General features: G+C 63.1%; 20 protein-coding genes and 1 tRNA gene. 11 read left to right on the plus strand and 10 right to left on the minus strand.

Annotated features, from left to right (window positions below):
* Window positions 1-302: 302 nt before the first annotated feature.
* The 3 genes from typA to rnk all read left to right on the plus strand — a co-directional run bounded on the left by typA (window position 303) and on the right by rnk (window position 4250).
* A complete protein-coding gene (gene typA / locus MSG32_RS13420) occupies window positions 303-2111 on the plus strand; it encodes a translational GTPase TypA (RefSeq protein WP_043335760.1) in 1809 nt (602 codons plus the stop codon).
* 647 nt (window positions 2112-2758) lie between these two features.
* Window positions 2759-3649 (plus strand): WYL domain-containing protein, encoded by an 891-nt coding sequence (locus MSG32_RS13425; protein WP_043331776.1) that lies wholly within the window; start codon window positions 2759-2761, stop codon window positions 3647-3649.
* A gap of 187 nt (window positions 3650-3836) precedes the next feature.
* Window positions 3837-4250: a nucleoside diphosphate kinase regulator gene (rnk, locus tag MSG32_RS13430; RefSeq protein WP_248380227.1), complete on the plus strand. Its 414-nt coding sequence runs from the start codon at window positions 3837-3839 to the stop codon at window positions 4248-4250.
* A 6-nt stretch (window positions 4251-4256) separates the two neighbouring features.
* On the opposite strand, the gene MSG32_RS13435 is transcribed toward rnk, so the two are convergent.
* A complete protein-coding gene (locus MSG32_RS13435) occupies window positions 4257-5762 on the minus strand; it encodes a coniferyl aldehyde dehydrogenase (RefSeq protein ID WP_248380229.1) in 1506 nt (501 codons plus the stop codon).
* A 358-nt stretch (window positions 5763-6120) separates the two neighbouring features.
* Window positions 6121-6197 (minus strand) — tRNA-Arg (locus MSG32_RS13440).
* A 144-nt stretch (window positions 6198-6341) separates the two neighbouring features.
* On the opposite strand from MSG32_RS13440, the gene MSG32_RS13445 reads away from it, so the two are divergent.
* Complete coding sequence (locus tag MSG32_RS13445; protein ID WP_248380231.1) at window positions 6342-6836, plus strand: c-type cytochrome; 495 nt, start codon at window positions 6342-6344, stop codon at window positions 6834-6836.
* Between the two features lie 30 nt (window positions 6837-6866).
* Here MSG32_RS13445 and rep read toward each other — a convergent pair whose 3' ends face one another.
* From rep to pyrE, 4 genes are all read right to left on the minus strand, one after another.
* Window positions 6867-8948, minus strand: coding sequence for a DNA helicase Rep (gene rep, locus MSG32_RS13450; protein ID WP_043331771.1), 2082 nt, complete (start codon window positions 8946-8948; stop codon window positions 6867-6869).
* A 99-nt stretch (window positions 8949-9047) separates the two neighbouring features.
* Complete coding sequence (gene trmL, locus MSG32_RS13455) at window positions 9048-9521, minus strand: tRNA (uridine(34)/cytosine(34)/5-carboxymethylaminomethyluridine(34)-2'-O)-methyltransferase TrmL (RefSeq protein ID WP_248380233.1); 474 nt, start codon at window positions 9519-9521, stop codon at window positions 9048-9050.
* 144 nt (window positions 9522-9665) lie between these two features.
* Window positions 9666-10226: a YfaZ family outer membrane protein gene (locus MSG32_RS13460; RefSeq protein WP_153636709.1), complete on the minus strand. Its 561-nt coding sequence runs from the start codon at window positions 10224-10226 to the stop codon at window positions 9666-9668.
* Window positions 10227-10281: 55 nt separating this feature from the next.
* The gene (gene pyrE / locus MSG32_RS13465; RefSeq protein ID WP_107335804.1) at window positions 10282-10956 is read right to left on the minus strand and encodes an orotate phosphoribosyltransferase; all 675 of its coding nucleotides are present in this window, start codon (window positions 10954-10956) and stop codon (window positions 10282-10284) included.
* An 86-nt stretch (window positions 10957-11042) separates the two neighbouring features.
* On the opposite strand from pyrE, the gene MSG32_RS13470 reads away from it, so the two are divergent.
* The gene (locus tag MSG32_RS13470; RefSeq protein ID WP_043331765.1) at window positions 11043-11810 is read left to right on the plus strand and encodes an exodeoxyribonuclease III; all 768 of its coding nucleotides are present in this window, start codon (window positions 11043-11045) and stop codon (window positions 11808-11810) included.
* A gap of 213 nt (window positions 11811-12023) precedes the next feature.
* Here MSG32_RS13470 and rph read toward each other — a convergent pair whose 3' ends face one another.
* Window positions 12024-12770 carry a ribonuclease PH gene (gene rph, locus MSG32_RS13475; RefSeq protein WP_043331764.1) on the minus strand — a complete coding sequence of 249 codons (747 nt, stop codon included), beginning with the start codon at window positions 12768-12770 and terminating at the stop codon, window positions 12024-12026.
* 195 nt (window positions 12771-12965) lie between these two features.
* On the opposite strand from rph, the gene MSG32_RS13480 reads away from it, so the two are divergent.
* From MSG32_RS13480 to MSG32_RS13490, 3 genes are all read left to right on the plus strand, one after another.
* Window positions 12966-13829, plus strand: a complete 864-nt coding sequence (locus MSG32_RS13480) for a YicC/YloC family endoribonuclease (RefSeq protein WP_248380235.1) — start codon at window positions 12966-12968, stop codon at window positions 13827-13829.
* 24 nt (window positions 13830-13853) lie between these two features.
* The gene (locus MSG32_RS13485) at window positions 13854-14711 is read left to right on the plus strand and encodes a DUF3883 domain-containing protein (protein WP_248380237.1); all 858 of its coding nucleotides are present in this window, start codon (window positions 13854-13856) and stop codon (window positions 14709-14711) included.
* Between the two features lie 99 nt (window positions 14712-14810).
* Window positions 14811-15239 (plus strand): organic hydroperoxide resistance protein, encoded by a 429-nt coding sequence (locus tag MSG32_RS13490; RefSeq protein WP_054556341.1) that lies wholly within the window; start codon window positions 14811-14813, stop codon window positions 15237-15239.
* A gap of 93 nt (window positions 15240-15332) precedes the next feature.
* On the opposite strand, the gene MSG32_RS13495 is transcribed toward MSG32_RS13490, so the two are convergent.
* Both MSG32_RS13495 and MSG32_RS13500 read right to left on the minus strand, forming a co-directional pair.
* Window positions 15333-16913 (minus strand): BCCT family transporter, encoded by a 1581-nt coding sequence (locus MSG32_RS13495; protein ID WP_153636711.1) that lies wholly within the window; start codon window positions 16911-16913, stop codon window positions 15333-15335.
* A gap of 254 nt (window positions 16914-17167) precedes the next feature.
* Window positions 17168-18823: a BCCT family transporter gene (locus MSG32_RS13500; RefSeq protein WP_248380238.1), complete on the minus strand. Its 1656-nt coding sequence runs from the start codon at window positions 18821-18823 to the stop codon at window positions 17168-17170.
* A gap of 265 nt (window positions 18824-19088) precedes the next feature.
* Between MSG32_RS13500 and MSG32_RS13505 the strand changes: the two genes are divergently transcribed.
* Window positions 19089-20126 carry a GlxA family transcriptional regulator gene (locus MSG32_RS13505; RefSeq protein WP_248380239.1) on the plus strand — a complete coding sequence of 346 codons (1038 nt, stop codon included), beginning with the start codon at window positions 19089-19091 and terminating at the stop codon, window positions 20124-20126.
* 136 nt (window positions 20127-20262) lie between these two features.
* Here the strand turns inward: MSG32_RS13505 and MSG32_RS13510 are convergent, their stop codons facing one another.
* The gene (locus MSG32_RS13510) at window positions 20263-21450 is read right to left on the minus strand and encodes an MFS transporter (protein WP_043331757.1); all 1188 of its coding nucleotides are present in this window, start codon (window positions 21448-21450) and stop codon (window positions 20263-20265) included.
* Between the two features lie 610 nt (window positions 21451-22060).
* Between MSG32_RS13510 and gmk the strand changes: the two genes are divergently transcribed.
* A complete protein-coding gene (gene gmk, locus MSG32_RS13515) occupies window positions 22061-22717 on the plus strand; it encodes a guanylate kinase (protein WP_052384319.1) in 657 nt (218 codons plus the stop codon).
* Window positions 22718-23138: 421 nt separating this feature from the next.
* The gene (gene rpoZ, locus MSG32_RS13520) at window positions 23139-23390 is read left to right on the plus strand and encodes a DNA-directed RNA polymerase subunit omega (RefSeq protein ID WP_043331755.1); all 252 of its coding nucleotides are present in this window, start codon (window positions 23139-23141) and stop codon (window positions 23388-23390) included.
* Window positions 23391-23460: the final 70 nt, after the last annotated feature.

The raw sequence follows: 23460 nt of genomic DNA on the forward strand, positions 1-23460 counted from the left end.
AAAACGCTGAATCCCGGGAATTTTTCCGCTCACACCCGATGATCACGTCAGCATCACATTGCGGTCATTTCTTTCTTTCATCCTCATGTTTGCCTCGACTCGCAAGTTTTTTTCATCCGCGACAAGGGCGCGGAAAAGACTTGAGAGACAACCATTTGGGCACTTCAGGCCAATTGAAGGCACTCGCTGACTCGCCTCGTGAATGCACGATGCTGGCAGGAGGCATGCCATGCCCCCTATAATGCGCCCCAAATCACAAGCGCCCGGTACGCGAGCGCCCATTTTCCGCACAGGTTCCCGTCGTGATCGAGAAACTTCGCAACATAGCCATCATCGCCCACGTTGACCACGGTAAAACTACCCTGGTCGACAAGCTCCTGAGTCAGTCTGGCACCCTGGACCGCAAGGCCGAGGGTCAGGAACGCATCATGGATTCCAACGACCAGGAAAAAGAGCGCGGCATCACCATTCTCGCGAAGAACACCGCGATCCAGTGGAACGACTACCACATCAACATCGTGGATACCCCTGGGCACGCTGACTTCGGTGGCGAAGTCGAGCGCGTGATGTCCATGGTCGATTCCGTGCTGCTGCTGGTCGATGCCGTCGATGGCCCGATGCCGCAGACTCGCTTCGTGACCCAGAAGGCATTCGCCCAGGGCCTGAAGCCGATCGTCGTCGTCAACAAGATCGACCGTCCGGGCTCTCGTCCTGACTGGGTCGTTGACCAGATCTTCGATCTGTTCGACAACCTGGGCGCGACTGACGAGCAGCTCGACTTCCCGATCATCTACTGCTCTGCCCTCAACGGCATTGCCGGTATGGATCCGGAAGACCTGAAAGACACCATGGACCCGATGTTCCAGTCCATCGTCGACATCGTCGAGCCGCCGAAGGTCGAGCTGGACGGTCCGTTCCAGATGCAGATCTCCGCACTGGACTACAACAGCTACGTCGGCGTCATCGGTCTGGGTCGCATCAAGCGCGGCGCTGTCAGCCCGGGTCAGCAGGTTTCCATCATCACCAAGGAAGGCGCTGTCCGTAAGGGCAAGATCGGCCAGGTCATGACTCACATGGGTCTGGACCGCGTGCAGACCGACAAGGCGACTGCCGGCGACATCGTCTGCATCACCGGTATCGAGAACCTCGCGATCTCCGACACCATCTGCGACACCGCCACTGTCGAGGCGCTGCCGCCGCTGACCGTCGATGAGCCGACCGTCTCCATGACCTTCCAGGTCAATGACTCTCCGTTCGCCGGTCAGGACGGCAAGTTCGTCACCAGCCGCAACATCCGTGAGCGTCTGGACCAGGAACTGATCCACAACGTCGCACTGCGCGTCGAACAGGGCGAGACTCCGGAGAAGTTCGTCGTCTCCGGTCGTGGTGAGCTTCACCTCTCCGTTCTGATCGAATCCATGCGTCGTGAAGGCTTCGAGCTGGCCGTGGGCCGTCCGGAAGTCATCATCAAGGAAATCGACGGCAAGAAGCAGGAGCCGTACGAAGAAGTCATCATCGACTGTGAAGAGCAGCACCAGGGCTCCATCATGGAAGAGCTGGGCTACCGCAAGGGCGAGCTGACCAACATGAACCCGGATGGCAAGGGTCGTGTGCGTCTGGACTTCATCATCCCGTCTCGCGGTCTGATCGGCTTCCGTGGTCAGTTCCTGACCCTGACCTCCGGTACCGGCATCCTGACCAGCCGCTTCGATCACTACGGTGATCTGAAGGAAGGCGCAGGCGTCGAGCGTCGCAACGGCGTCATGATCTCCATGGTGCCGGGCAAGGCGCTGTCCTACGCCCTGTACACCCTGCAGGAACGTGGCAAGCTGATCATCGGTCACGGTACCGAAGTCTATGAAGGCATGCTGGTCGGTATCCACAACCGCGCCAACGACCTGGTCGTGAACCCGACCAAGGCCAAGAAGCTCGATAACATGCGTTCTACCGGCAACGATGAAAACATCGTGCTGACGCCGCCGATTCGCTTCACCCTGGAACAGGCGATCGAGTTCCTGGATTCCGATGAGCTGGTGGAAGTCACTCCGCTGCACATCCGTATCCGCAAGAAGTACCTGAAAGAGAACGAGCGCAAGCGCGCCAGCAAGTAAGCTGGCCCAGCCTGCCCCCTGCCTGATGGCAGGGGGAGTGCTCAAACGCAAAAGACCCGCCAACTCGGCGGGTCTTTTGCGTTTGAGCACTTTTCGCTGTTGCCGCAAAGGACAGCATGACCATCTCTCTAATACTTATGAATGTCATTGCAGGAAGTGCGTCGCTATTAGGGCTCGCAGAATAAGGGAACTTTGCGCGATACCTTGGCCTGAGGCATCTCTAACACTTAAATGAGGGTTATATGAGGCATATTCGTGTTGCGCATATAGCGTCTTCATTCAGAGCATGCCACACGCGGCCAACGCCCCTGCGCAACGTAATGTCTTGATCTGTTGATAGCGCGCAATCACACGTCACCGAGCGAGGATAAATCGTCGAATTCTAATGATGCGTCGCGTTTGGACGACGCAAAAACGAGACGTCGATGCGCAGTCACTAGGGTCAACGCAACGGAGCAGGTATCTTCTGCCGGAGCTTTCTTTATGCATATCCTGCAGTTAACGAAGACTTGTTCGCCACACGCCACCCGGAGCAGGGTCCTCTTACCGATCCTCGTGAGCACTCGCCATGTGTCGCCATTGCCAAGCCAGGTGTGTGCAATGCGTCACGAATACGCTCCAGAAGACCCGTATGAAAGGATTCAGCAATGAGCATCAAGCAACGCCTCGAAGTCCTGCCATGGGACACGCTGGCGCGTTACCGCCTGATCGAGATCATCGCCTTGTGGGAGGGGCGAGTCACTTCGCGTCATCTGGGCAACGCCTTCGGTATCGCCAGACAGCAAGCCTCGCGCGTCATGAAGACCTACCGCGAGACGGTCGCCGAGAACAATCTCGAGTATGACCCCGTCATCAAGGGCTACCGTCCGTCGGCGAATTTCTGCCCCATGCTGACGCGGGGTGAGGTCGATGAATACCTGCAATTGCTGGGCAATCACGACAATCTGAATCCGCATTTCACCGGGTTGGGGCTAGGCCAGGCAAACACCGAGGCCCTGCGCCTGCCGTCACGCAGCGCCAGTCCGCCGGTGGTCAGGGCCTTGATTGAAGCCGCCAGTCAGGGCGCACGCCTCGAGGTGACCTATGCCTCTCTCAACTCTCCCCAGGGGGAGGAGCGCATCCTGTGTCCGCATACGCTGGTCTACGCCGCTGGCCGCTGGCATGTGCGCGCCTTCTGCGAGAAGAACCGGGCTTTTCGTGACTTCGTGCTGTCTCGATTCCGTGCGGTGCCGGAGCTGTTCGGTGAAGCCCTCGAAGGCAGCCAGCGCGAGTGCGATGAAGGCTGGGAGACGCGCGTCACCTTGAAGCTGGGCGCCGACCCGCGCCTGACGCCCGCCGAGCGCGGCCTGATAGAACAGGACCACGGCATGGTGGATGGCGAGCTGCACCTGCCGACACGCGGCGCCCTGGTGCAGTACGTCCTGCGCGAGCTGGGCATCAATCCGGACCATCTGGAAGAGTCTCCGCGCGCCCAGCAGCTGGTCGTGCTCAATCGCGACGAGATCACTGACTGGCTGTTCGTCAGCTCCAGCGCCTGACGCGGGAGTGAGCGGGTCAGTCCTCGCGCTGACCTCAGTTGCCTGAATGGGCTATCCATCGCCGAGCGAAGTTTATATGATGACTTCTGCACACAGTCCTTCGCCCTTCCCGGCGGAGGGCTGTTTTTTTGGTGTCCAGCAAGGCCTTGCTCGCAAGGGGCTGACACCACGACTGACAGGAGGTCTCATGGCCACACTTCCCTCGATCATCATCAATCGTCTGGACGCCGAGCGCCTCGAGCGCCTGATTGATCACGTTGCCGCCGCCGACCGTCAGGTGGCAGAACAGCTTGAGGATGAGCTGGAGCGCGGCGAGGTCGTCGAGCCTCACGAGGTGCCCGCCGATATCGTCAGCATGAACAGCCGCGTGGAGTTCACGGACCTGACCCGCCAGCAGACTCTGGTGCGTACGCTGGTCTATCCGCATGCGCTGCCCGGCCAGCAGGATGGCCTGTCGGTGCTGGCGCCACTGGGAGCTGCCCTGCTCGGCCTCAAGGTCGGTAGTCTCATCGAGTGGCGGCTGCCGGATGGCAGCCTGCACGAGGTGCGTATCGAGGCGCTGCATTACCAGCCGGAAAGTGCCGGCGACCTACACCGCTGACAGCGCCTAGCGCATCAGCAGGCGGCGGATAAGACCATGGATGGCGCGCGCTGTCGGCCCGTCGGCATAGGGCGGATACATCAGCCGCGCGCCATTCATGCGCCCCTTGGCGAAAATTCCCTTGGCCTTGCTGAACGTCTGGAAGCCTTCCTTGCCATGATAATGGCCCATCCCGGATGGCCCGATGCCGCCGAACGGCATGTCATCCTGCGCCACATGCAGCAGGGTGTCGTTCAGACACATTCCGCCCGCATGCGTGCCTTCGGTGACGCGCTGCTGTTCGTGCTTGTCGTGGCCGAAGTAATACAGCGCCAGCGGCCGGGGCCGAGCGTTCACATAGGCCATCGCGACGGATAGCGTATCCGCCGGTGCCTCCAGCAGCGTGTCCTTCACACTCGTCTCGCCCTCCGCCTCATCCGCTGCCCCCGGATCCGCCAGGCCGACGATCGGCAGCAGCGGGCCGAAGATTTCCTCCTGCATCACGCGCATCTCATCCGTCACATCGAGCAACGCCAGCGGCGGCATCAGACGCTTCTCGACCAGCTCAGGGTCATTCCAGTCGGGACTGTCGACCAGAGGCCTGAGTGTCGCGCCCTTCGCCAGGGCGTCCTCGAGCACCTCTCGCAAGCGCTGGTACTGACGCTGATTGATGATGCGCGAATAGTCCTGCGTCTCGCAGAAGCGCGGATAGAAGCGCTGGAAGGCCTCACCCAGCGCCGTGACCAGCAGCGAGACCTGGTCCTCACTGCACAGCACGTAGTCCGGCGCGACGCAGGTCTGGCCGGCGTTCATGCCCTTGCCGAAGGCCAGCCGCCCCGCCGCTTCACGACGCTGCGCCTCATCCGCCATCAGTTCACGCGACATGATCACCGGCGACTTGCCGCCCAGCTCCAGCGTCACGGGGGTCAGGTTGTCCGCCGCGGCGCGCATCACATGCTTGCCGACCGCCGTGCTGCCGGTGAACAGCAGATGGTCGAAGGGCAAGGCCGAGAAGGCCGCCGCCACATCGGCCTCACCGATCACCACGGCCACCTGCACCTCATCGAAGGCGTCGAGCAGCATCACGCGCAGCGCCTCGGCGGTCTCGGGGGTGAACTCGCTCATCTTGATCATCACCCGATTGCCGGCACTCAGGGCGCTGATCAAGGGGCCGATCGCCAGATAGAGGGGATAGTTCCAGGGCACGATGATGCCGACCACGCCCAGCGGCTGATAGACGACGCGCGCAGAGGCCGGCTGGAAGGCGGCGCTGACATGGCGCTTCGAGGGCTTCATCCAGCCCTTCAGGTGACGGCGTGCATGACGAATGCCTTCGTAGCTCGGCACCAGTTCGGCCAGACGCGTCTCATGGGCGCTGCGGTGGCCGAAATCGGCGCTGATCGCCGCGATCAGGGCCTCTTCGTGTGACTTGAGCGCATCACGCAGCGAGGTCAGCCAGGCCTGGCGCTCGTTGGCGCTGGGCATCGGCGACAGGCCGTAGGCGGCGCGCTGGTCTTCCAGCAGCGCCTGCATGCGCGTGATTTCCCGGGTGGCAGTCTCGCTGGCCTCATTAGACGAGCCAGCAGGCGAAGCAGCAGATTCAGGCGAAGCAGGATCAACAGGGGCGGCAGTCGTCATGAGAACATCCAGTGAGGGCCGGCGAAGCCAGCAGCGAAGGCAGACAGCCACGAGTATGGCGTACCAGGCGACAGCGACCCGCGCGAGCAGAAGCGCCGGCGTAGCTCATCCCGTTTTAGAACACTCGTTTGATGACGTCAAAGAAAGTCGCCTGCGCCGCTGGTGCACGCCTCAATGCAAAAAGCCCCCGCACCGTGAGGTACGAGGGCTTTTCGGGTGTCGGCCGGCGATGGCGCCGGTGACGGGAATTCGTTGGCGCGCCCAGCAGGATTTGAACCTGCGACCCCTGCCTTCGGAGGGCAGTACTCTATCCAGCTGAGCTATGGGCGCGCATGCCAGGGTTGCAGTGAACCGAGGCGCGCTTATGGTAACGTCTTGATTCTACGATGTCGAGATATCCCGCCAGCCACGCGGTTGCTGCGCCTCCGGCGAGCGCTATACTGGCTCGATACACAGCCCCAAAAGGTGCACGCCATGCAAGCTCGCCGGCCAGCCGCTTTTCCCCTCAAGCGCTCTTCCCTGTCACTCTCATTGAGCGCGATGCTGTTCAGCATGCTTGTCAGCGCGTCCACACAGGCTGCAGACAACTCCCGCGAGGCAATTGCCGAGCGACTCAAGCCGGTGGGCGAGCTATGCGTGAAGGGCGATGCCTGCGCCGGTGATGGCTCGGCAGCGAGCTCGCAGCCGGCGGACAGCGGCGCTGGCGGACAAGCCAGTGCCGCCAGCGCGATAGACGGCGAGAAGGTCTACGGTGGCATCTGCATGGCCTGTCACACCACTGGCGCCGCCGGTGCCCCGCGCCTGGGCGAGGCCGGCGACTGGGAAGGCCGTCTCTCCAAGGGCGACGAGACGCTCTACACCCACGCCATCGAAGGCTTCAATGCCATGCCGGCCAAGGGCGGCAACCCGGCGCTTTCCGATGAGGAAGTGAAGGCCGCGGTGGATTACCTGCTCGACTCCGTGCGCTGAGTCTCAGCGCACAGTACCCGACAGTAAACATCAGCCCAGCAGCGAACGCAGGCCCGCGATGGCATCCCGCCCGCGGGCCACTTTCTTCTCCTGATCCTGCGGCTTGTCGGCCCGCCCTTCCCACTCGAGGTCTTCCGGGGGCAGCTCATCCAGGAAGCGGCTCGGCACGCAGTCCATCATCTCGCCGTAGGTCTTGCGCTGGCGCGCCAGCGTCAGCACCAGGGTGCGCCGTGCCCGCGTGATGCCCACATAGGCGAGACGGCGCTCCTCCTCCACTGTCTCCATCTCGATGGAGTTGCGGTGCGGCAGCAGGTCTTCCTCCAGCCCCAGCACGTAGACATGCGGAAACTCCAGGCCCTTGGAGGCATGCAACGTCAGCAGCTGCACGCGGTCGGAGTCATCTTCCTCGGCCTGCTGCTCGAGAATGTCGCGCAGCACCAGGCGTGAGATGGCCGCCGCGACATCGCCGGTCTCGGTATCGCCGATCATCGCCTCGCTGCCCTCCAACTCCTCCACCTCTTCCTGCGGATTGCCGCTGATCGACTTCTCGAGCTGATCGACCAGAATCCAGACGTTGGCCATGCGCCGCTCGGCGATCTTGGGCGCACTGGCGTTTTGATACAGCCAGCCTTCGTAATCCACCTCGCGGAACAGCTCACGGATCGCGCTGATCGACTGGCCGGCGTCCATCTCGCGGCGCACGCGGTCCAGCGTGTGGGTGAAGCGGCCGAGGCGGTCCAGCGCCCGCTCGCTCAGCTGCTCGCGCAGGCCCATCTCGCTGCAGGCGGCGTAAAGCGACACGCCACGCCCGGTGGCGTAGTTGGCCAGCTTCTCCAGCGTGCCCGGCCCGACCTCACGCCGCGGCACATTGACGATGCGCAGGAAGGCGTTGTCGTCTGCCGGATTGATCAGCAGACGCAGGTAGGCCATCGCGTCCTTGATCTCGTTGCGCCCGAAGAAGGAGGTGCCGCCGGAGAGCTTGTAGGGAATCTGGTAGTGCTGCAGCTTCAGCTCCAGCAGGCGCGCCTGGAAGTTGCCGCGATAGAGCACCGCGAAGTCACGCCATTCGGCGCCTTCCTTGATGCGCCGCGTGAGGATCTCGCCCGCCACGCGCTCGGCCTCGGCCTCCTCGTTGCGATTCATGATGATTCGGATCGGGTCGCCATCGCCCATCTGCGACCACAGCGTCTTGTCGTAGACGTGGGGATTGTTGGCGATCAGGGTGTTCGCCGCGCGCAGGATGATGCCGGTGGAGCGATAGTTCTGCTCCAGCTTGATCAGGTTCAGGCGCGGGAAGTCCTCACCGAGGGTGACGAGGTTCTCGGGGCGCGCGCCGCGCCAGGCGTAGATCGACTGGTCATCGTCGCCCACCACCGTGAAGGTCTGGCGCTCCTGCATCAGCATCTTCACCAGCAGGTACTGGCTGATGTTGGTGTCCTGATACTCATCGACCAGCATGTAGTGGATGCGCCGCTGCCAGCGCGCCAGCACCTCGGGGTGATCACGGAACAGCACCACCGGCAGCAGGATCAGGTCATCGAAGTCGACCGCGTTGTAGGCCTTGAGATGCCGGTTGTATGCCTCGTAGATCACCGCGGCGTACTGGGCGTCTTCATCCTCGGCATGCGACAGCGCCGCCCCGGGCAGGATCAGGTCATTCTTCCAGGTGGAAATCTGGCTCTGCACCGCGTTGATCTGCTCGGCGTCGGTGTCGGCTTCCTTGTGCATCAGCTCCTTGATCAACACCTTGGCGTCATCGGTGTCGAACAGCGAGAAGCCCGGCTTGTAGCCCAGCGTCTTCAGCTCACCGCGGATGATGGTCAGGCCGAGGGTGTGGAAGGTCGAGACGATCAGCCCGTGGCCCTCGCGGCCCTTGAGCATCTTGCCGACACGCTCCTTCATCTCGCGCGCCGCCTTGTTGGTGAAGGTCACGGCGGCGATGTTGCGTGCCTTCATGCCGCATTCCTGCACCAGATAGGCGATCTTGGTCGTGATCACGCTGGTCTTGCCTGATCCGGCACCGGCCAGCACCAGACAGGGGCCATCGATGGCGCGCACGGCTTCCTGCTGGCGGGGGTTGAGCTTGGCGAGGCGATCACGGATCTCGGTCATCACGGTGTCCTGCTGGGCGAAGAAAGGGAGCGGAAATGCATCTCACGCGGGCGATGGTCGATCAATCGAGGCCTGGCCGGTCAATCGAGGGCTGGCCGATCAATCGAGAATTGCGGCGCCAGCGAAATCCAGCTGACGCCAGCTTTCATAGACGACCACGGCCACGGCATTCGACAGGTTCATGCTGCGGCTGTCGGCCAGCATCGGCAGGCGCAACACCTGCTCGCGGGGCAGGCTGTCGAGCATCGCCTGTGGCAGGCCGCGGGTCTCGGGGCCGAATACCAACGCATCACCGGCCTGGAAGCTGGCCTCATGCGGCGCGGTGCGACCGCGCGTGGAGAGCGCGAAGATACGCGCAGGCTTCACCGCTGCGACGAAGTCATCGAGGCTGACATGGCGCTGCACACGTGCCCACTCATGATAATCGAGACCGGCACGGCGCAGGCGCTTGTCATCCAGCTCGAACCCCAACGGCTCGATCAGATGCAGGCGGTAACCGGTATTGGCACACAGCCGGATGATGTTGCCGGTATTGGGCGGAATCTCGGGCTGATAGAGCACGATATCGAGCATGAGCAGACTCGCGGCAGAAGGCGAAAACAGGGGGTTGGCCGGCGATGCTCACCTGGCCATGACAACGCAAAGCGGGCCCCGAAGGGCCCGCCATCTTACCGCAATGCGTGACTCACGCGGAGCACGCGTTGCCGAGAACCCGCCTCAGAACTGCAGACGCATGCCGACCAGCGGGCCGGAATCCAGCGTGCGTTCGTCACGGTTCTCGAAGTCGGCCTTCACCTTGCGGTAGCCGACATAGCCTTCGACGTTGTCGATGACCTGATACCGTGCGCGCAGGCCGTATTCGTAGCTGTGCTCGAGGTCGTTGCTGGTCGCGACGTCCGGGGTCACGTAGCCGTAGCCACCCAGCGAGACGCGCGGTGCGCCCGGCAGGTAGTAGTAGCCGTAGCCGCCGAGACCCAGACCGCCGCCGTCACCGTGGTCGGTGTCGTACTGGCTCCAGCGTGCGCCGAGGCCCACGTCGTATTCGCTGGTGCGCTCGGTGCCCAGCAGCTGGACGTGACCGGCCGTGACGTCATCGTGGTCATCGCTGGACAGGATACCGCCGCCAAGCTGGACGCCATTGCCGATCTCGCCATTGATTTCGCCCTGAACGGCTTCACTATTCAGGTTGAGGTCAGCGTTGCCGGCCATGGCCGGGGCGGACAGACTGGCAGCGAGGATGGCTGCCGAAAGGCCGAGAATGTTACGGTGAGCTGTCATGTATGCACCTCTGTACGTGACTGGGAAGGTAATGCTGCGCGGGTCATGAACGCTCTCAGGCGCCCTGGAGACCGTATTGCGCACGGTAGTCGCGAATCGCGACCGCATGCCCAGACAGTTCCTGCTGTGCGTATTGTTCCAGATATTCGAGCACCTGGTCGAGCGTCACGATACTGACCACGGGCATGGAGAAACGTGCCTCCACTTCCTGAATGGCGCTGTTCGCCTTCAGGCCTCCCTGACCATCGGGAGCGCGCTCCTGACGGTCCAGTGCGATCACGACGCCCGCCGCCTTGGCACTCTCGGCGTGGATGATCTCCATCACTTCGCCGATGGCGGTGCCGGCGGTGATGACATCGTCGATGATCATCACGCGGCCTTCGAGGGGCGCGCCGACCAACGAGCCCCCTTCACCGTGGGTCTTGGCTTCCTTGCGATTGAAGGTGAACGGCATGTCACGATCATGATGATCAGCCAGCGCCACGGCCGTCACGGCACCCAGCGGGATACCCTTGTACGCCGGGCCGAACAGCACATCGGCCTCCAGGCCTGATTCGACGATGGCACGCGCATAGAAGCGTCCCAGACGCGCCAGGGCCTGTCCGGAGCGGAATAGACCAGCATTGAAGAAGTAGGGGCTCACCCGCCCGGACTTGAGCGTAAACTCGCCAAACCGCAGCACGTCCTGCTCGATGGCAAACTCAATGAACTCCCGCTGGTAGTCCTGCATCCGATATCACCTTTGAATTCGTTAGCCATTTACCAAATCGTCTAAAGCTCGGGTATCATACAGGCGCGACGAACCAGGGACCACGTATGAAAATCGCTACAGTTAACGTCAATGGTATTCGAGAAGCGGTCAGCCGCGGCTTCCTCGACTGGCTTGCCAGTCAGGACGCCGACGTCGTCTGCATCCAGAACCTCAAGGCCAAGAGCTTCGAGCTCGACGACAGCATCCTCTACCCGGAAGGGTACGAAGGCTACTTCCTGGACGCCGAAAAAGACGGCTTCTCAGGGGTTGGCCTCTATTGCCGCCAGATTCCCAAGGCCATCATGTATGGGCTGGGCTTCGAGCAGTGCGATAACGAAGGCCGCTACCTGCAGGCCGATTACGACCGCTTCAGCATCTGCTCTTTCCTGATGCCTGACGGAAGTGATCCGGCTGCCAAGGGCGCCTTCATGGAGCAGTATCAGGAATACCTCAGCAAGCTGCGCCGCAAGCGTCGTGATTACATGATCTGCGGCACCTGGCATGTGGCCCACAAGACTGTCGACCTCGCCAACTGGTCCGACAATCAGATGACGCCGGGCTTCAAGCCGGAAGAACGCGCATGGATGGATCAGGTCTTCGGCCCGATCGGCTTCATCGACGCCTTCCGCGAAGTCAACCGCGATGCCGACCAGTACTCCTGGTGGCCAGCGCTGGACAGTGACCAGCCGCGCGCCCGTCAGGAAGGCTGGCGCCTCGACTATCAGGTCATCGACCCGAACCTGCGTCGTCACATCAAGGACGCCTGGATCGACACCGATGCCACCTTCAGCGAGTTCGCACCGGTCATCGTCGAGTACGACCTCGAGCTGTGATGCACGCTGTCACCCCTTGAGCGTTCGGCCTCGGGCCACCCTGCCAGTCGCATGATGTGCCTTCGGGCACTGACGAAAACGCCCCCACCGCTTGCGCGATGGGGGCGTTTTCTGTCTGGCATCAAGCGCTCATGTCGCAGAACTCATGACATGACACTCACGACACAGCACTCATGACATGGCACTCATGGCACAGCGGCCGTGCCGCAGGGCTCAGGCGTCGGCCGGCATGCCGAGTGCGGCGCGCTGCGCGGCGAACAACTGCTCACCGGTGCGCTCGGCGAGATCCAGCAGGGCATTGAGCTCGGCGCGATCGAAGGCCGCGCCTTCGGCCGTGCCCTGCACCTCGATCAGCCCCTTGCCTTCGGCCATCACGACATTCATGTCGGTATCGGCCTTGCTGTCTTCCGGGTAGTCGAGATCGGTGACCGGCACACCCTTGTAGATGCCGACCGAGACGGCGCTGACCAGACTCACCAGCGGGTCGGTCTTGATCTTGCGCTCACGCTGCAGGCCCTGCAGCGCATCCACCAGTGCCACACAGCCGCCGGTGATCGCCGCGGTACGCGTGCCGCCATCGGCCTGCAGCACATCGCAATCGATGGTGATGGTGTATTCGCCCAGCTTCTTCAGGTCCACCGCGGCGCGCAGCGCACGGCCGATCAGACGCTGGATCTCCACCGTGCGGCCACCCTGCTTGCCACGCGCCGCTTCACGATCATTACGGGTATGGGTCGCACGCGGCAGCATGCCGTACTCGGCGGTCAGCCAGCCCTTGCCGGAACCGCGCAGCCAGCGCGGCACGCCCGCCACGACAGAGGCGGTACACAGCACGCGGGTCTCCCCGAACTCCACCAGCACCGAACCCTCGGCGTGACGAGTGAACTCACGGGTCAGGCGGATCTCACGCGGCTGCTCCGGGGTACGGCCACTGGGACGGGTCACGTTGGCTTCGCTCATGGGGATTCCTTGTTGCAGTATTCGGGAGGCCAGAGTCTACACGCCGCAGCCACGGGCGACGACCTTCGCGCCGCGCGGGCCAGACCTGCTCCTGATCACTGGGCGCTCAAGAGCGGCACGCGTACACTTCAGGCTATCAGCGCGGTCGCTCATGCGCCGCCCCTCTTCTGACAGCCAACCGACAAGGAGCACGTCATGGTCCACAGCATGACCGCCTTCAGCCGCCAGACCCATGAAGCCGACTACGGCACCCTGACGCTGGAGCTGCGCTCGGTGAACCAGCGCTATCTCGAACCGCACTTCCGCCTGCCTGACAGCCTGCGCGAACTCGAAAGCGCCTTCCGCGAAGGCCTGCGCAAGCGCCTCAACCGCGGCAAGGTCGAACTCACGCTGCGCTTTGACGCCGAAGCCGGTGCCGACAGCCTCGCCGTCGATGCCAGACGCCTGGGTGAACTCAGCCGCGTGCTCGCCGAAGTCGGCCAGCACTGCCCGGACGCCCCGCAGCCCTCACGCCTCGCCCTGCTCGACTACCCCGGTGTGCTGGTGCGCGAAGGCGCCGATCAAGAGCGCATCAAGGCCGATGCCCTCAGCCTGTTCAAGCGCGCACTGGACGAGCACATCGAAGGCCGCGCCCGCGAAGGCGAACGCCTCGCCGAGCTGATCAGCGCACGCCTCGATGGCGTCGACACCCACGTCGCCGAAGTCCGCCGCCTGATGCCCGACATCCTCGCCCGTCAGCGCGAGAACCTGCTCGCTCGCCTCGAAGAAGTCCGCGCCACCCTCGACCCGCAACGCCTGGAAGCCGAACTGACCCTGATGGCCCAGAAGGCCGACGTCGACGAAGAGCTGGACCGCCTCGACACCCACGTCAGCGAAGTCCGTCGTCAGCTCACCCAGAAAGGCCCCATCGGCCGCCGCCTCGACTTCCTGATGCAGGAACTCAACCGCGAAGCCAACACCCTCTCCTCCAAGTCCGTCGTTGCCGACACCACCCGCTGCGCCGTCGAGCTCAAGGTGCTGATCGAGCAGATGCGCGAGCAGATTCAGAATATCGAGTGATATCCCGCCAAAGGAGTTAGCTGGATGAGCAGACCCGAACCATGGAGTGGTGAAGAAGTCACAGCGATTGTCGAAACGTACAAGAAGATGCTGGTTGCAGAACTTTGCGGCCAGCATTACGTGAAAACGGACCACAATCGTGAGCTTGCCGAGAAATTAAATAATCGCTCAAAGGCTTCTATCGAATTTAAGCATCAAAATATCAGTGCCGTGCTGCGCGATGCCGACTGCCCCTATATCAACGGCTACAAGCCGATGAGTAACTATCAGGGCATGCTGGTCGATGTTGTTGAGCGCCACCTACTGCGTACTGAGCTATTCGATCAGGCAGCACGCAATGCAGCAGACCGGCCTGTCATTGATGCGCCGGCCCCCAAAGATACCTCCATCATTGTCACGCCACCGCAATCCAAGGCACCTCAGACCAGCGTGCAAGAAGCCAAGCAGGGTTACGCGACGCCCACGCCGGTTAAGCGCGACTACCTGGCGCGAGAAGCCCGCAACCATGCACTGGGGAGTGCCGGCGAACGCTTTGTGGTGGCCTTTGAGAAGATGCGCCTCAGAAAAGAAGGCCACACATCGCTGGCCGAGAAGGTCGAGCATGTGGCGGAAACCCAGGGCGATGGCTTGGGCTATGACGTCCTGTCCTTTGATGCGGATGGACGAGAGCGTTGGATCGAGGTGAAGACGACGGTATTTGCCAAAGAGTGCGCTTTTTTCATCACGCCAAATGAACTCAAGTGCTCGCAAGCCAATCCTGAGCACTACCATCTTTTCCGCATCTTTAGCTTCTTAACCCAGCCCAACATGTACTGCTTGAGGGGCGACCTCTACCCGCAATTGACGCTCAATCCGCAAAGCTATCGCGCGCACCTGCTGTGAATGTCTGGCGCCCGCCGCTCAGCAATTGAAACTCTGCCCGACAGCCACCATCTTGTTTCCACCCCTCGACTGAGGGCTTTTCCGCTCAAGGAGTCAGGCATGTCTATCGAACAAGTGCTGTACCGTGCAGAAGCCACTACCACTGGGGGTCGTGAAGGCAAGTCGCGTTCTTCCGATGGGGCGCTGGATGTCACCCTGAGCACGCCGAAGGAGCTGGGCGGTGGTGGCGGTGAAGGCACCAACCCGGAGCAGCTGTTCGCGGCGGGTTACTCTGCCTGCTTCATCGGTGCCATGAAGCACGTGGCCAGCACTGACGGCGTGACGCTGCCGGAAGGCCTGGAGATCACCGGCAAGGTGGGCATCGGCCAGATTCCGGCCGGTTTCGGTATCGAGGTGGCGCTGGATATCAGCCTGCCGGGCATGGACAAGGCCGAGGCGGATGCGCTGGTCGAGAAGGCGCATCAGGTGTGCCCGTACTCCAACGCGACGCGTGGCAACATCGATGTGACGCTGAACGTCAGCGTCTGATGACTGACGACTGATCGCCAGACACGAAAACGCCGCCCCTAGGGGCGGCGTTTTTGATGGTGCGACACGCTCATGGCTTTCGAACGGAGTCGATCAGACGCCCTGCTCGCGCGCCATGCGGCGGGCAATCAGCGGAGCGTTCCACAGGCTGGGCAGCAGAATCAGCGACACCGGCACGGCGGTGACGACGATGAAGGATTGCAGCGCGTTGATGCCGCCATCGCCCATCGAGATCAGCAGCGCCGCGACCACGCCCATCATCAGGCTCCAGAACACGCGCACGCCGCGCGGCGGATTGTCGTGCCCGCTCATCACCATCGAGACCGCATAGGTCATCGAGTCACCGGTGGTGGCGACGAACAGCGTGGTCAGCACCAGGAACAGCACCGAGATGGTGAAGCCGAACGGCAGCTGCTGGGTGATGGCAATCAACGCTGCCGGCAGGTTGAAGCCGGTGAACGGGCCGGAGACGCTGCCCGGGTTGCTCAGCTCGAAGGCCAGACCGCTACCACCGATGATGGTGAACCACAGGCAGGTGACCAGCGGCGAGATGACCGCGATCAACAGCACCATCTGACGCAGGGTGCGGCCACGCGAGATACGCGCGACGAACATCGCCATCAGCGGACCATAGCCGATGAACCAGCCCCAGAAGAACAGCGTCCAGCCATTCAGCCAGCCATCGTCACCCCGGAAGGAAGACATGGCGACGAAGTCACCGACGTAGCGCACTAGGCCCTGCGGGAAGGCTTCGAGCAGGAAGCCGGTCGGGCCCATGATCAGGATGAACAGCAGCAGCGCGCCGCCGAGCAGGACGTTGGTGCTGCTCAGGAACTGGATGCCACGGGTCACGCCGCTGACGGCGGACAGGGTGTAGATGACCGTCAGCACGAGCAGCAGCGTGAGCTGGGTCGCGTAGGTATCGGGAATGCCGAACAGCGCATTGAGGCCATAGCTGACCTGCAGACCGAGGAAGCCGATGGGGCCGACGGTACCGGCCACCACTGCCAGCACACAGCAGGCATCGACCAGCGCACCGATGGGGCCACGCATGACGCGGTCGCCGAACAGCGGATAGAGCAGCGTGCGCGGCTTGAGCGGCAGGCCCTTCTCGTAGTGCAGGTACATGAAGATGATGCCGGTCAGGCTGCCGAGCATCGCCCAGGCCAGAAAGCCCCAGTGCATGAAGCTCTGCGCCAGCGCGTTGTAGGCGGCATCGGCATTGCCCGTCGGAGCGTCCGCGCCGAACACCGGCGGCGGCGAGGTGAAGTGAGCGATCGGCTCTGCCGCTGCCCAGAAGACACCACCGCCCGCCAGCAACGTGCACAGGATGATGGCCATCCAGCGCAGCGTCGAGATATCCGGCGCCGCCAGCCCGCCCATGCGCACCCGTCCGGTACGGCCGATGGTCAGCACGATGGCGATGACGAAGGTCGCCAGCATCAACGCTTGCCAGTAGGCACCGAAGTATTGGGTAGAGACACCGAAGGCACTCTGGATGAGCGCGGAGACAGCGTCGAGATCCACCAGTGCGGCGATGGCGAACACTGCCAATACGCCACCACTGATGATGAAGACGGGCCAGTCGATACCTTGCGGGGTGTGGGCGGGTTCAGCGGGGGGATTTACCGGTGTGGCGGAGCCGGACGAAACAGTCCGGGAAGAATCCGTCATTAGTCAGCCTCTGGGCATGATCTGAGTGACGGTGCAGTGTATCAGCCGTAAAACGCTGAACTATGACACAAGCCGTTGTTTTTACACCTATGTAACGCGACGTATCACCAAGCCTACAGCCGTTTTACATCCGGGCATCGGTGATAACAACTCATGACCTCCCTCGGCTGCCATCTTCGGGCCATGCCAGACTGATCCGTGCATGACGACATGCAAAGGCCGCCCGAGTGGGCGGCCTTTTTCACATCAGCCAGTTACAGCCCTTGCTCACGCGCCATCTGCCGCGCGATACGTGGGGCATTCCACAAGCTGGGCAACAGCACCAGCGAGACAGGCACCGCAGTCACCACGATGAAGGATTGCAGCGCATTGATGCCGCCATTGCCCATGGAGATCAGGATCGCCGCCACGACCCCCATGATCAGGCTCCAGAACACACGCACGCTGCGTGGCGGGTTGTCGTGCCCACTCATCACCATCGAGATGGCGTAGGTCATCGAATCCCCGGTCGTGGCCACGAACAGCGCCGACAGAATCAGGAACAGCACCGACATGATGAAGCCGAACGGCAGCTGCTGGGTGATGGCGATCAAGGCCGCCGACAGATTGAAGCCGCTGAACGGGCCCGAGACGCTGCCCGGGTTTTCCAGCTCGAAGGCCAGGCCGCTGCCGCCGAGAATGGTAAACCAGAGACAGGTCGCGAGCGGCGACAGGATGGTGATCAACAGCACCATCTGACGCAGGGTGCGCCCCCGCGAGATACGCGCGACCAGCATCGCCATCAGCGGACCGAAGCCGATGAACCAGCCCCAGAAGAACAGCGTCCAGCTATCCAGCCAGCCGCTGTCACCGCGGAAGACCGCCATCGGCACGATGTTGTCCAGGTAGTCGACCATGCCCAGCGGGAAGGCCTTGAGCAGGAATTCGGTCGGCCCGAAGAGCACGATGAAGAACAGCATCGCGCCGCCGATCAGCACGTTGGCACTGCTCAGGAACTGGATGCCGCGCATCACGCCACTGACGGCGGACAGGGTGTAGACGAGGGTCAGGATGGCCAGCAGCACCAGTTGCGTCGCATAGGTATCGGGAATGCCGAACAGCGCATTGAGCCCGTAACTGACCTGGATACCGAGGAACCCGACCGGCCCCACGGTGCCCGCGATGACGGCCAGTACGCAGCAGGCATCGACCAGCGCGCCGATCGGCCCACGCATCACGCGTTCTCCGAGCAGCGGATAGAGCAAGGTGCGCGGCTTGAGCGGCAAGCCCTTCTCATAGTGCAGGTGCATGAAGACGACGCCCGTCAGACTGCCCAGCACCGCCCAGCCGAGAAAGCCCCAGTGCATGAAGCTCTGCGCCAGCGCATTGTAGGCCGCATCGAGATTGCCGACCGGTGCATCCGGCCCGAAGACGGGCGGCGGCGAGGCGAAGTGCGCGATGGGCTCTGCGGCGGCCCAGAACACGCCACCACCGGCGAGCAGGGTGCACAGGATGGTCGCCATCCAGCGCGGCGTGGAGATGTCAGGCGTCGCCAACCCGCCCAATACCACGCGCCCCGTGCGCCCGAAGGTCATGCCGACGGCGACGAGGAAGGTCACGATCATCAAGCCCTGCCAATAGGCACCGAAGTAGGTGGTCGAGAAGTCGAAGGCGTGATTGATCAGGGCCGACACGCCGTCCAGGTCGATGAGCGCGGCGGCGACGAACAGCGCCATCACGCCTCCACTGAGGAGGAAGACCGGCCAGTCCAGACTGCGGGAGCTGTTGAGCGCGCTGAGCTCGGAATCAGGAAGTGATGCGGCTTGATCGGGAGAGGATGTGGTGTGATCAGCAAGAGATGCGGCGTGATCGGAAAGGGGAGCTGCTTGGGTTGCGGAGCCGGACAAGGCAGTCCGGGTGGTATCCGTCATTAGTCAGCCTCGGGGCATGATCTGAGTGACGGGGCAGTCTAACAGGCGAGAAAGCGCCGAATATGACACAAGTGATTGTTTTTACACCCATGTAACGCGACGTATCATCAAGCCAACAGCCTCATTACATGCCTGCCACCCCGTAACCGCCAGCGAGAGGCTCGCCGCGGGAGCGCGCAGCTGCGAGGATGGAGTCTCACGGCGGCCAGCCTGCCGGTCGCCTTCGATCCACTGCCGCTCGCGGCCCCTGCAACGAACGCAAGCCATGACCTCGCCCCGTCGCCGCGACTTCACCCCCGCGATGAAGCGTCGCAATCAGCATCTGCTCAAGGACGTGACCTGTGCCCAGAGCGCACCGCTCAATGTCGCCTTCATTTTACTGGAGCACTTCTCGATGCCCGCCTTCACCAGCGCCCTCGATGTGCTGGTCACAGCCAATCTGCTCCGCGATATCCCCTTCTATCGCATTCACACCTTCGGGGTGACGGCGGGCAGCGTACGCAGTGATCTGGGCATCGACATCATGGCCAGCGCCGGGCTCGAGTCGCTGGGGCAGGCGCAGATCGACATGATCATCGTGTGTGGCGGCTACCGGGTGCAGCTGGACGAGATTCCCTTGCTGAGCGAGGTCTTGCGGCGAGCCGACCACCAGGGCTGTCGCCTCGGCAGCCTGTGGAATGGCAGCTACTTCCTGGCGGCCGCCGGCGTGATGGCGGGCCATCGCTGCACCATCCATCCCGAGAATGCGGCGCTGTTCAGCGAGTCATTCCCCCAGCTGGAGCTGTCACGCGCCCCGCTGGTGGTGGAAGCGGCGCGCTTCAGCTGCACCAACGCCGGCAGCGCCCTGAACATGATGCTGGAAGCCATGCGCCAGCGTCACGGCGATGACCTGGCGCGCAGTGTCGAGGAAATCCTCGCCTGCGAGCGCCCCGCGACGCCCAGCCCCTGGCATCCGGACCAGACGCTGCCCGCGCCGGACAGCCAGCACCCGGAGGCACTGCGCACCATCCTCGAGCTGATGAGCAACAACCTCGAGGAGCCTTTGAGCATGAGCGAGATCTCGCACTGCGTGACGCTGTCACGCCGCCAGATCGAGCGCCTGTTCACCCGCCATCTGGATACCACGCCCTCGCGCTACTATCTGGAGCTGCGCCTGACCCGGGCACGCCAGCTGCTGACACAGGGCAGTGCCAGCATCACCGAGGTCACCGTGGCCTGTGGCTTTGTCAGCACCACCCACTTCAGCCACTGCTTCCGCGATTACTTCGGCATGTCGCCGACGCGCGCGCGTCAGCAGCGCTGACGCTGCCCTATCGCTGACGTGCCGGTGCCGTTCCACAGACTTTCCGCCACCGAAACGCAAGACGCCGCCCCGAAGGGCGGCGTTGTTTCGTTGCGGCTTGTGCTCACGGGGGGGCTTGCCCCGCTTCCGACCCACATCAGGCAGAAGCCGTCTGCAGCTCGCGGCGCTCATGACGCTGACCGAGCAGGAAGACGATCAAGCCCGCGATGGCCATCGCCACCCCGACCAGGCCGATGGAGGAATGCGACGGGCCATAGGCGAAGGCCATGCCACCACACCAGGCGCCCAGCGCATTGGCGATGTTGAAGGCCGCATGATTGAGCGTCGCCGCCATGGTCTGGGCGTCTTCCGCCACATCCATCAGGCGCATCTGCAGCGCCGGTGCCAGCCCGATGCCGGTACCGACCAGCCCGACGAACAGGATGCCGCTCCAGACACCATCGGCGGCGAAGTAGAAGCCGCCCTGCACCAGCGCGCTCCAGATCAGCACGGCAGGAATGGTGCGCATCAGGTCGATGTCCGCGGCACGGCTACCGATCAGGTTGCCGATGATGGTGCCTACCCCGAAGACGGCCAGCACCATCGGCACCAGATTCTGGGACAGCCCGGCCTGGACGTTGAGCGTCTCCACCGCATAGCTGTAGACACTGAACATGCCACCGAAACCGATACAGGCGATGCCGAGGGTATAGAGCACCCGCGGCTTGATCAGCGCGGCCAGCTCGGTCAGCGGGGTCGCGTCCTGATTGCCGGCCTGATAGGGCACGAAGCCACGCACCAGCACCGCCGTGGCCAGCGCCAGCAGGCCGACGACGAGGAAGGCGGAATGCCAGCCGAACAGGCTGCCGAACCAGGTCGCCGCTGGCGCCCCGATCAGAATCGCCACCGTCAGGCCCATCATCACGCGACCGACGGCCCGCCCACGCTCGCCGGCGGGGGCAGCATCCGCCGCCACCAGGGCCGCGACGCCCAGATAGACACCATGCGGCAGGCCGGCGATGAAGCGCAGCGCGGCAAAGCTGGTCAGCGACGGTGCCAGCAGGCTGGCCACGTTGCTGACCGCGAACAGCAGCATCAGGCCGATCAACAGCCCGCGACGCGGCAGGCGTGCGCCCAGCGCCGAGATCAGGGGCGCACCGACCACCACGCCCATCGCATAGGCACTGATGGCGTAGCCGACCTGTTGCGAGGACACATTGAAGTCCGCCGCGATGTTGGGCATCAGGCCCATGATCACGAATTCGGTAGTGCCGATGGCAAAGGCACCGAGCGCCAGCGCCAGTTCGGCGATGCGCGGATGGCGCGCAACGGGGGAGGCAGACATGTCCGGGTCTCCTGAAACTTGAAAAGGGGGTATCACCCGTGGCCGTACTCAGCCGTGGCGCCGCTGTCAGGGCAGGCCACGGCTGACATTGCCCGCGCATGGCTGGCGCTACGCAGGGCAAAAGACCGCGCGCCATTCATCATCAGCCGGAAGGCGGGAATGAATGGCGCGCGGGACAGGTAACGGGTGATGCGCTCGTGCGCGGCCTCTCTGGCGGAGGCCTGCGGCACGTCTGGCGCTGCTCTATCGACTTATGTACGCGACTTGCGAAGGACGGTTCACGAACCTCTTCTGGCAAGGCGCGTTGGGAATCACGGAAGTGCGCAAGCTCAGGCCAGCGTGGCGAGGCGGCGGCAAACCCTGTGTCCCTTCAAGACCCCAGGCCGGCGCGAGAACTGGCTGACGCGAGAACTGGCCGACGCTTGAGTGATAACTGAAATATACGACCATTGTTGCAGATAACGCCACGCCGACCCAGCCACTTCGCGACGACAACTGTGATGCCCGAGCTGCAACATTGCATCACGGGACTGTCATGCGCGCGTGCAGCGGAAGCGGGGTGGATTATGCGATAATGCCGCGATTCAGCGACAGCAAGCGGATCACTTCCATGTCTTCGACTTCTTCAGCATCTTCCTCGGCGGCCAGCAACGCACGTGGCACGCTCTACATCATTTCCGCGCCGTCCGGCGCCGGCAAGACCACCCTGGTCAAGGCACTGCTGGAGCGCATGGACGGTATCGGCGTGTCCGTCTCGCACACCACCCGCGGCCAGCGCCCGGGCGAGCAGGATGCCGTCAACTACCACTTCGTGGATGTCGATCACTTCAAGACCATGATCGAGCAGGGCGACTTCTTCGAGCACGCCCAGGTCTTCGACAACTTCTATGGCACCTCGCGTCCGGCGGTCGAAGCTCGCCTGAGCAAGGGCGAGGACGTCATCCTCGAGATCGACTGGCAAGGCGCCCAGCAAGTGCGCGCCCAGGTGCCGGAAGCCGTCTCCATCTTCATCCTGCCGCCGTCGCGTGAAGCGCTGCTCGAGCGTCTGTCCGGCCGTGGTACCGATGGCGAGGACGTGATCGCGCGTCGCATGCGCGATGCGGTCAGCGAGATGTCCCACTACGACGAATACGACCTGATCGTCATCAATGATGACTTCGAGCAGGCTCTCGACGAGCTGTGCGGACTCGTCAATGCCCAGCGTGCGCGTCTGCCGCGCGTGCAGCATCGTCACGCGGCACTGCTCGATTCCCTGCTGGCCGACTGATGACGGCGGCGGGAATCCCGCTGCTCGATCAGACGCTCAGTCAGCCGCTCAGTCAGCCGCGCGGTCGGCCGTTCTGACAGCAGTTCGGACAGCCTGACAGTCGGGCAGGACTTGCCGGCTTTCGTCCTGATCATGCGCGCTGTGGTCGCGTACGCCGCCGACAGACGCGCCAGGCGAAGGAGTTGATCGCGCCTGACTTGTCATGCAACGACGGCGTCGAGTAGACTCGATTCCCTTTCAGAATCATTGGCCGCTGAGCCGTCTCGCCCCTGGCGGGCCGGCTCAGCGGCATTGTGCTTGCGTCGTGTGCGAGATACTGTCAGATGATCAGGGTAAGTGACCCCTAGCGGTCGCGGCACTCTGCGCTGATTACACGCCGACAGCGAACCCCGAATATCCCGCTATTGATAGGTGCACCGCCATGGCTCGCGTAACCGTAGAAGATTGCCTCGAGAACGTCGACAACCGCTTCCAGCTGGTGATGATCTCCACTCGTCGTGCCCGTCAGCTGTCACGCGGCAGCCGCAACGCCCAACTGCCGTGGGAAAACGACAAGCCCACCGTCCTCGCCCTGCGCGAAGTGGCAGCCGGTCTGGTCGGTCGTGACATCCTGAACGAGCCGGTCGAAGCTCCGATCCAGCGCAAGCCGGTAATGCCGCAGATCGAAGACTGAGCCCACGCTCAACCTGCCGACTGCATGTGTGCTTCCGCACCTCTGCCACTCCCGCCCTCGCGGCCGGAGC

Origin of the sequence: Cobetia sp. 1CM21F (assembly GCF_023161745.1) — a bacterium.
Classification (GTDB): domain Bacteria; phylum Pseudomonadota; class Gammaproteobacteria; order Pseudomonadales; family Halomonadaceae; genus Cobetia; species Cobetia amphilecti.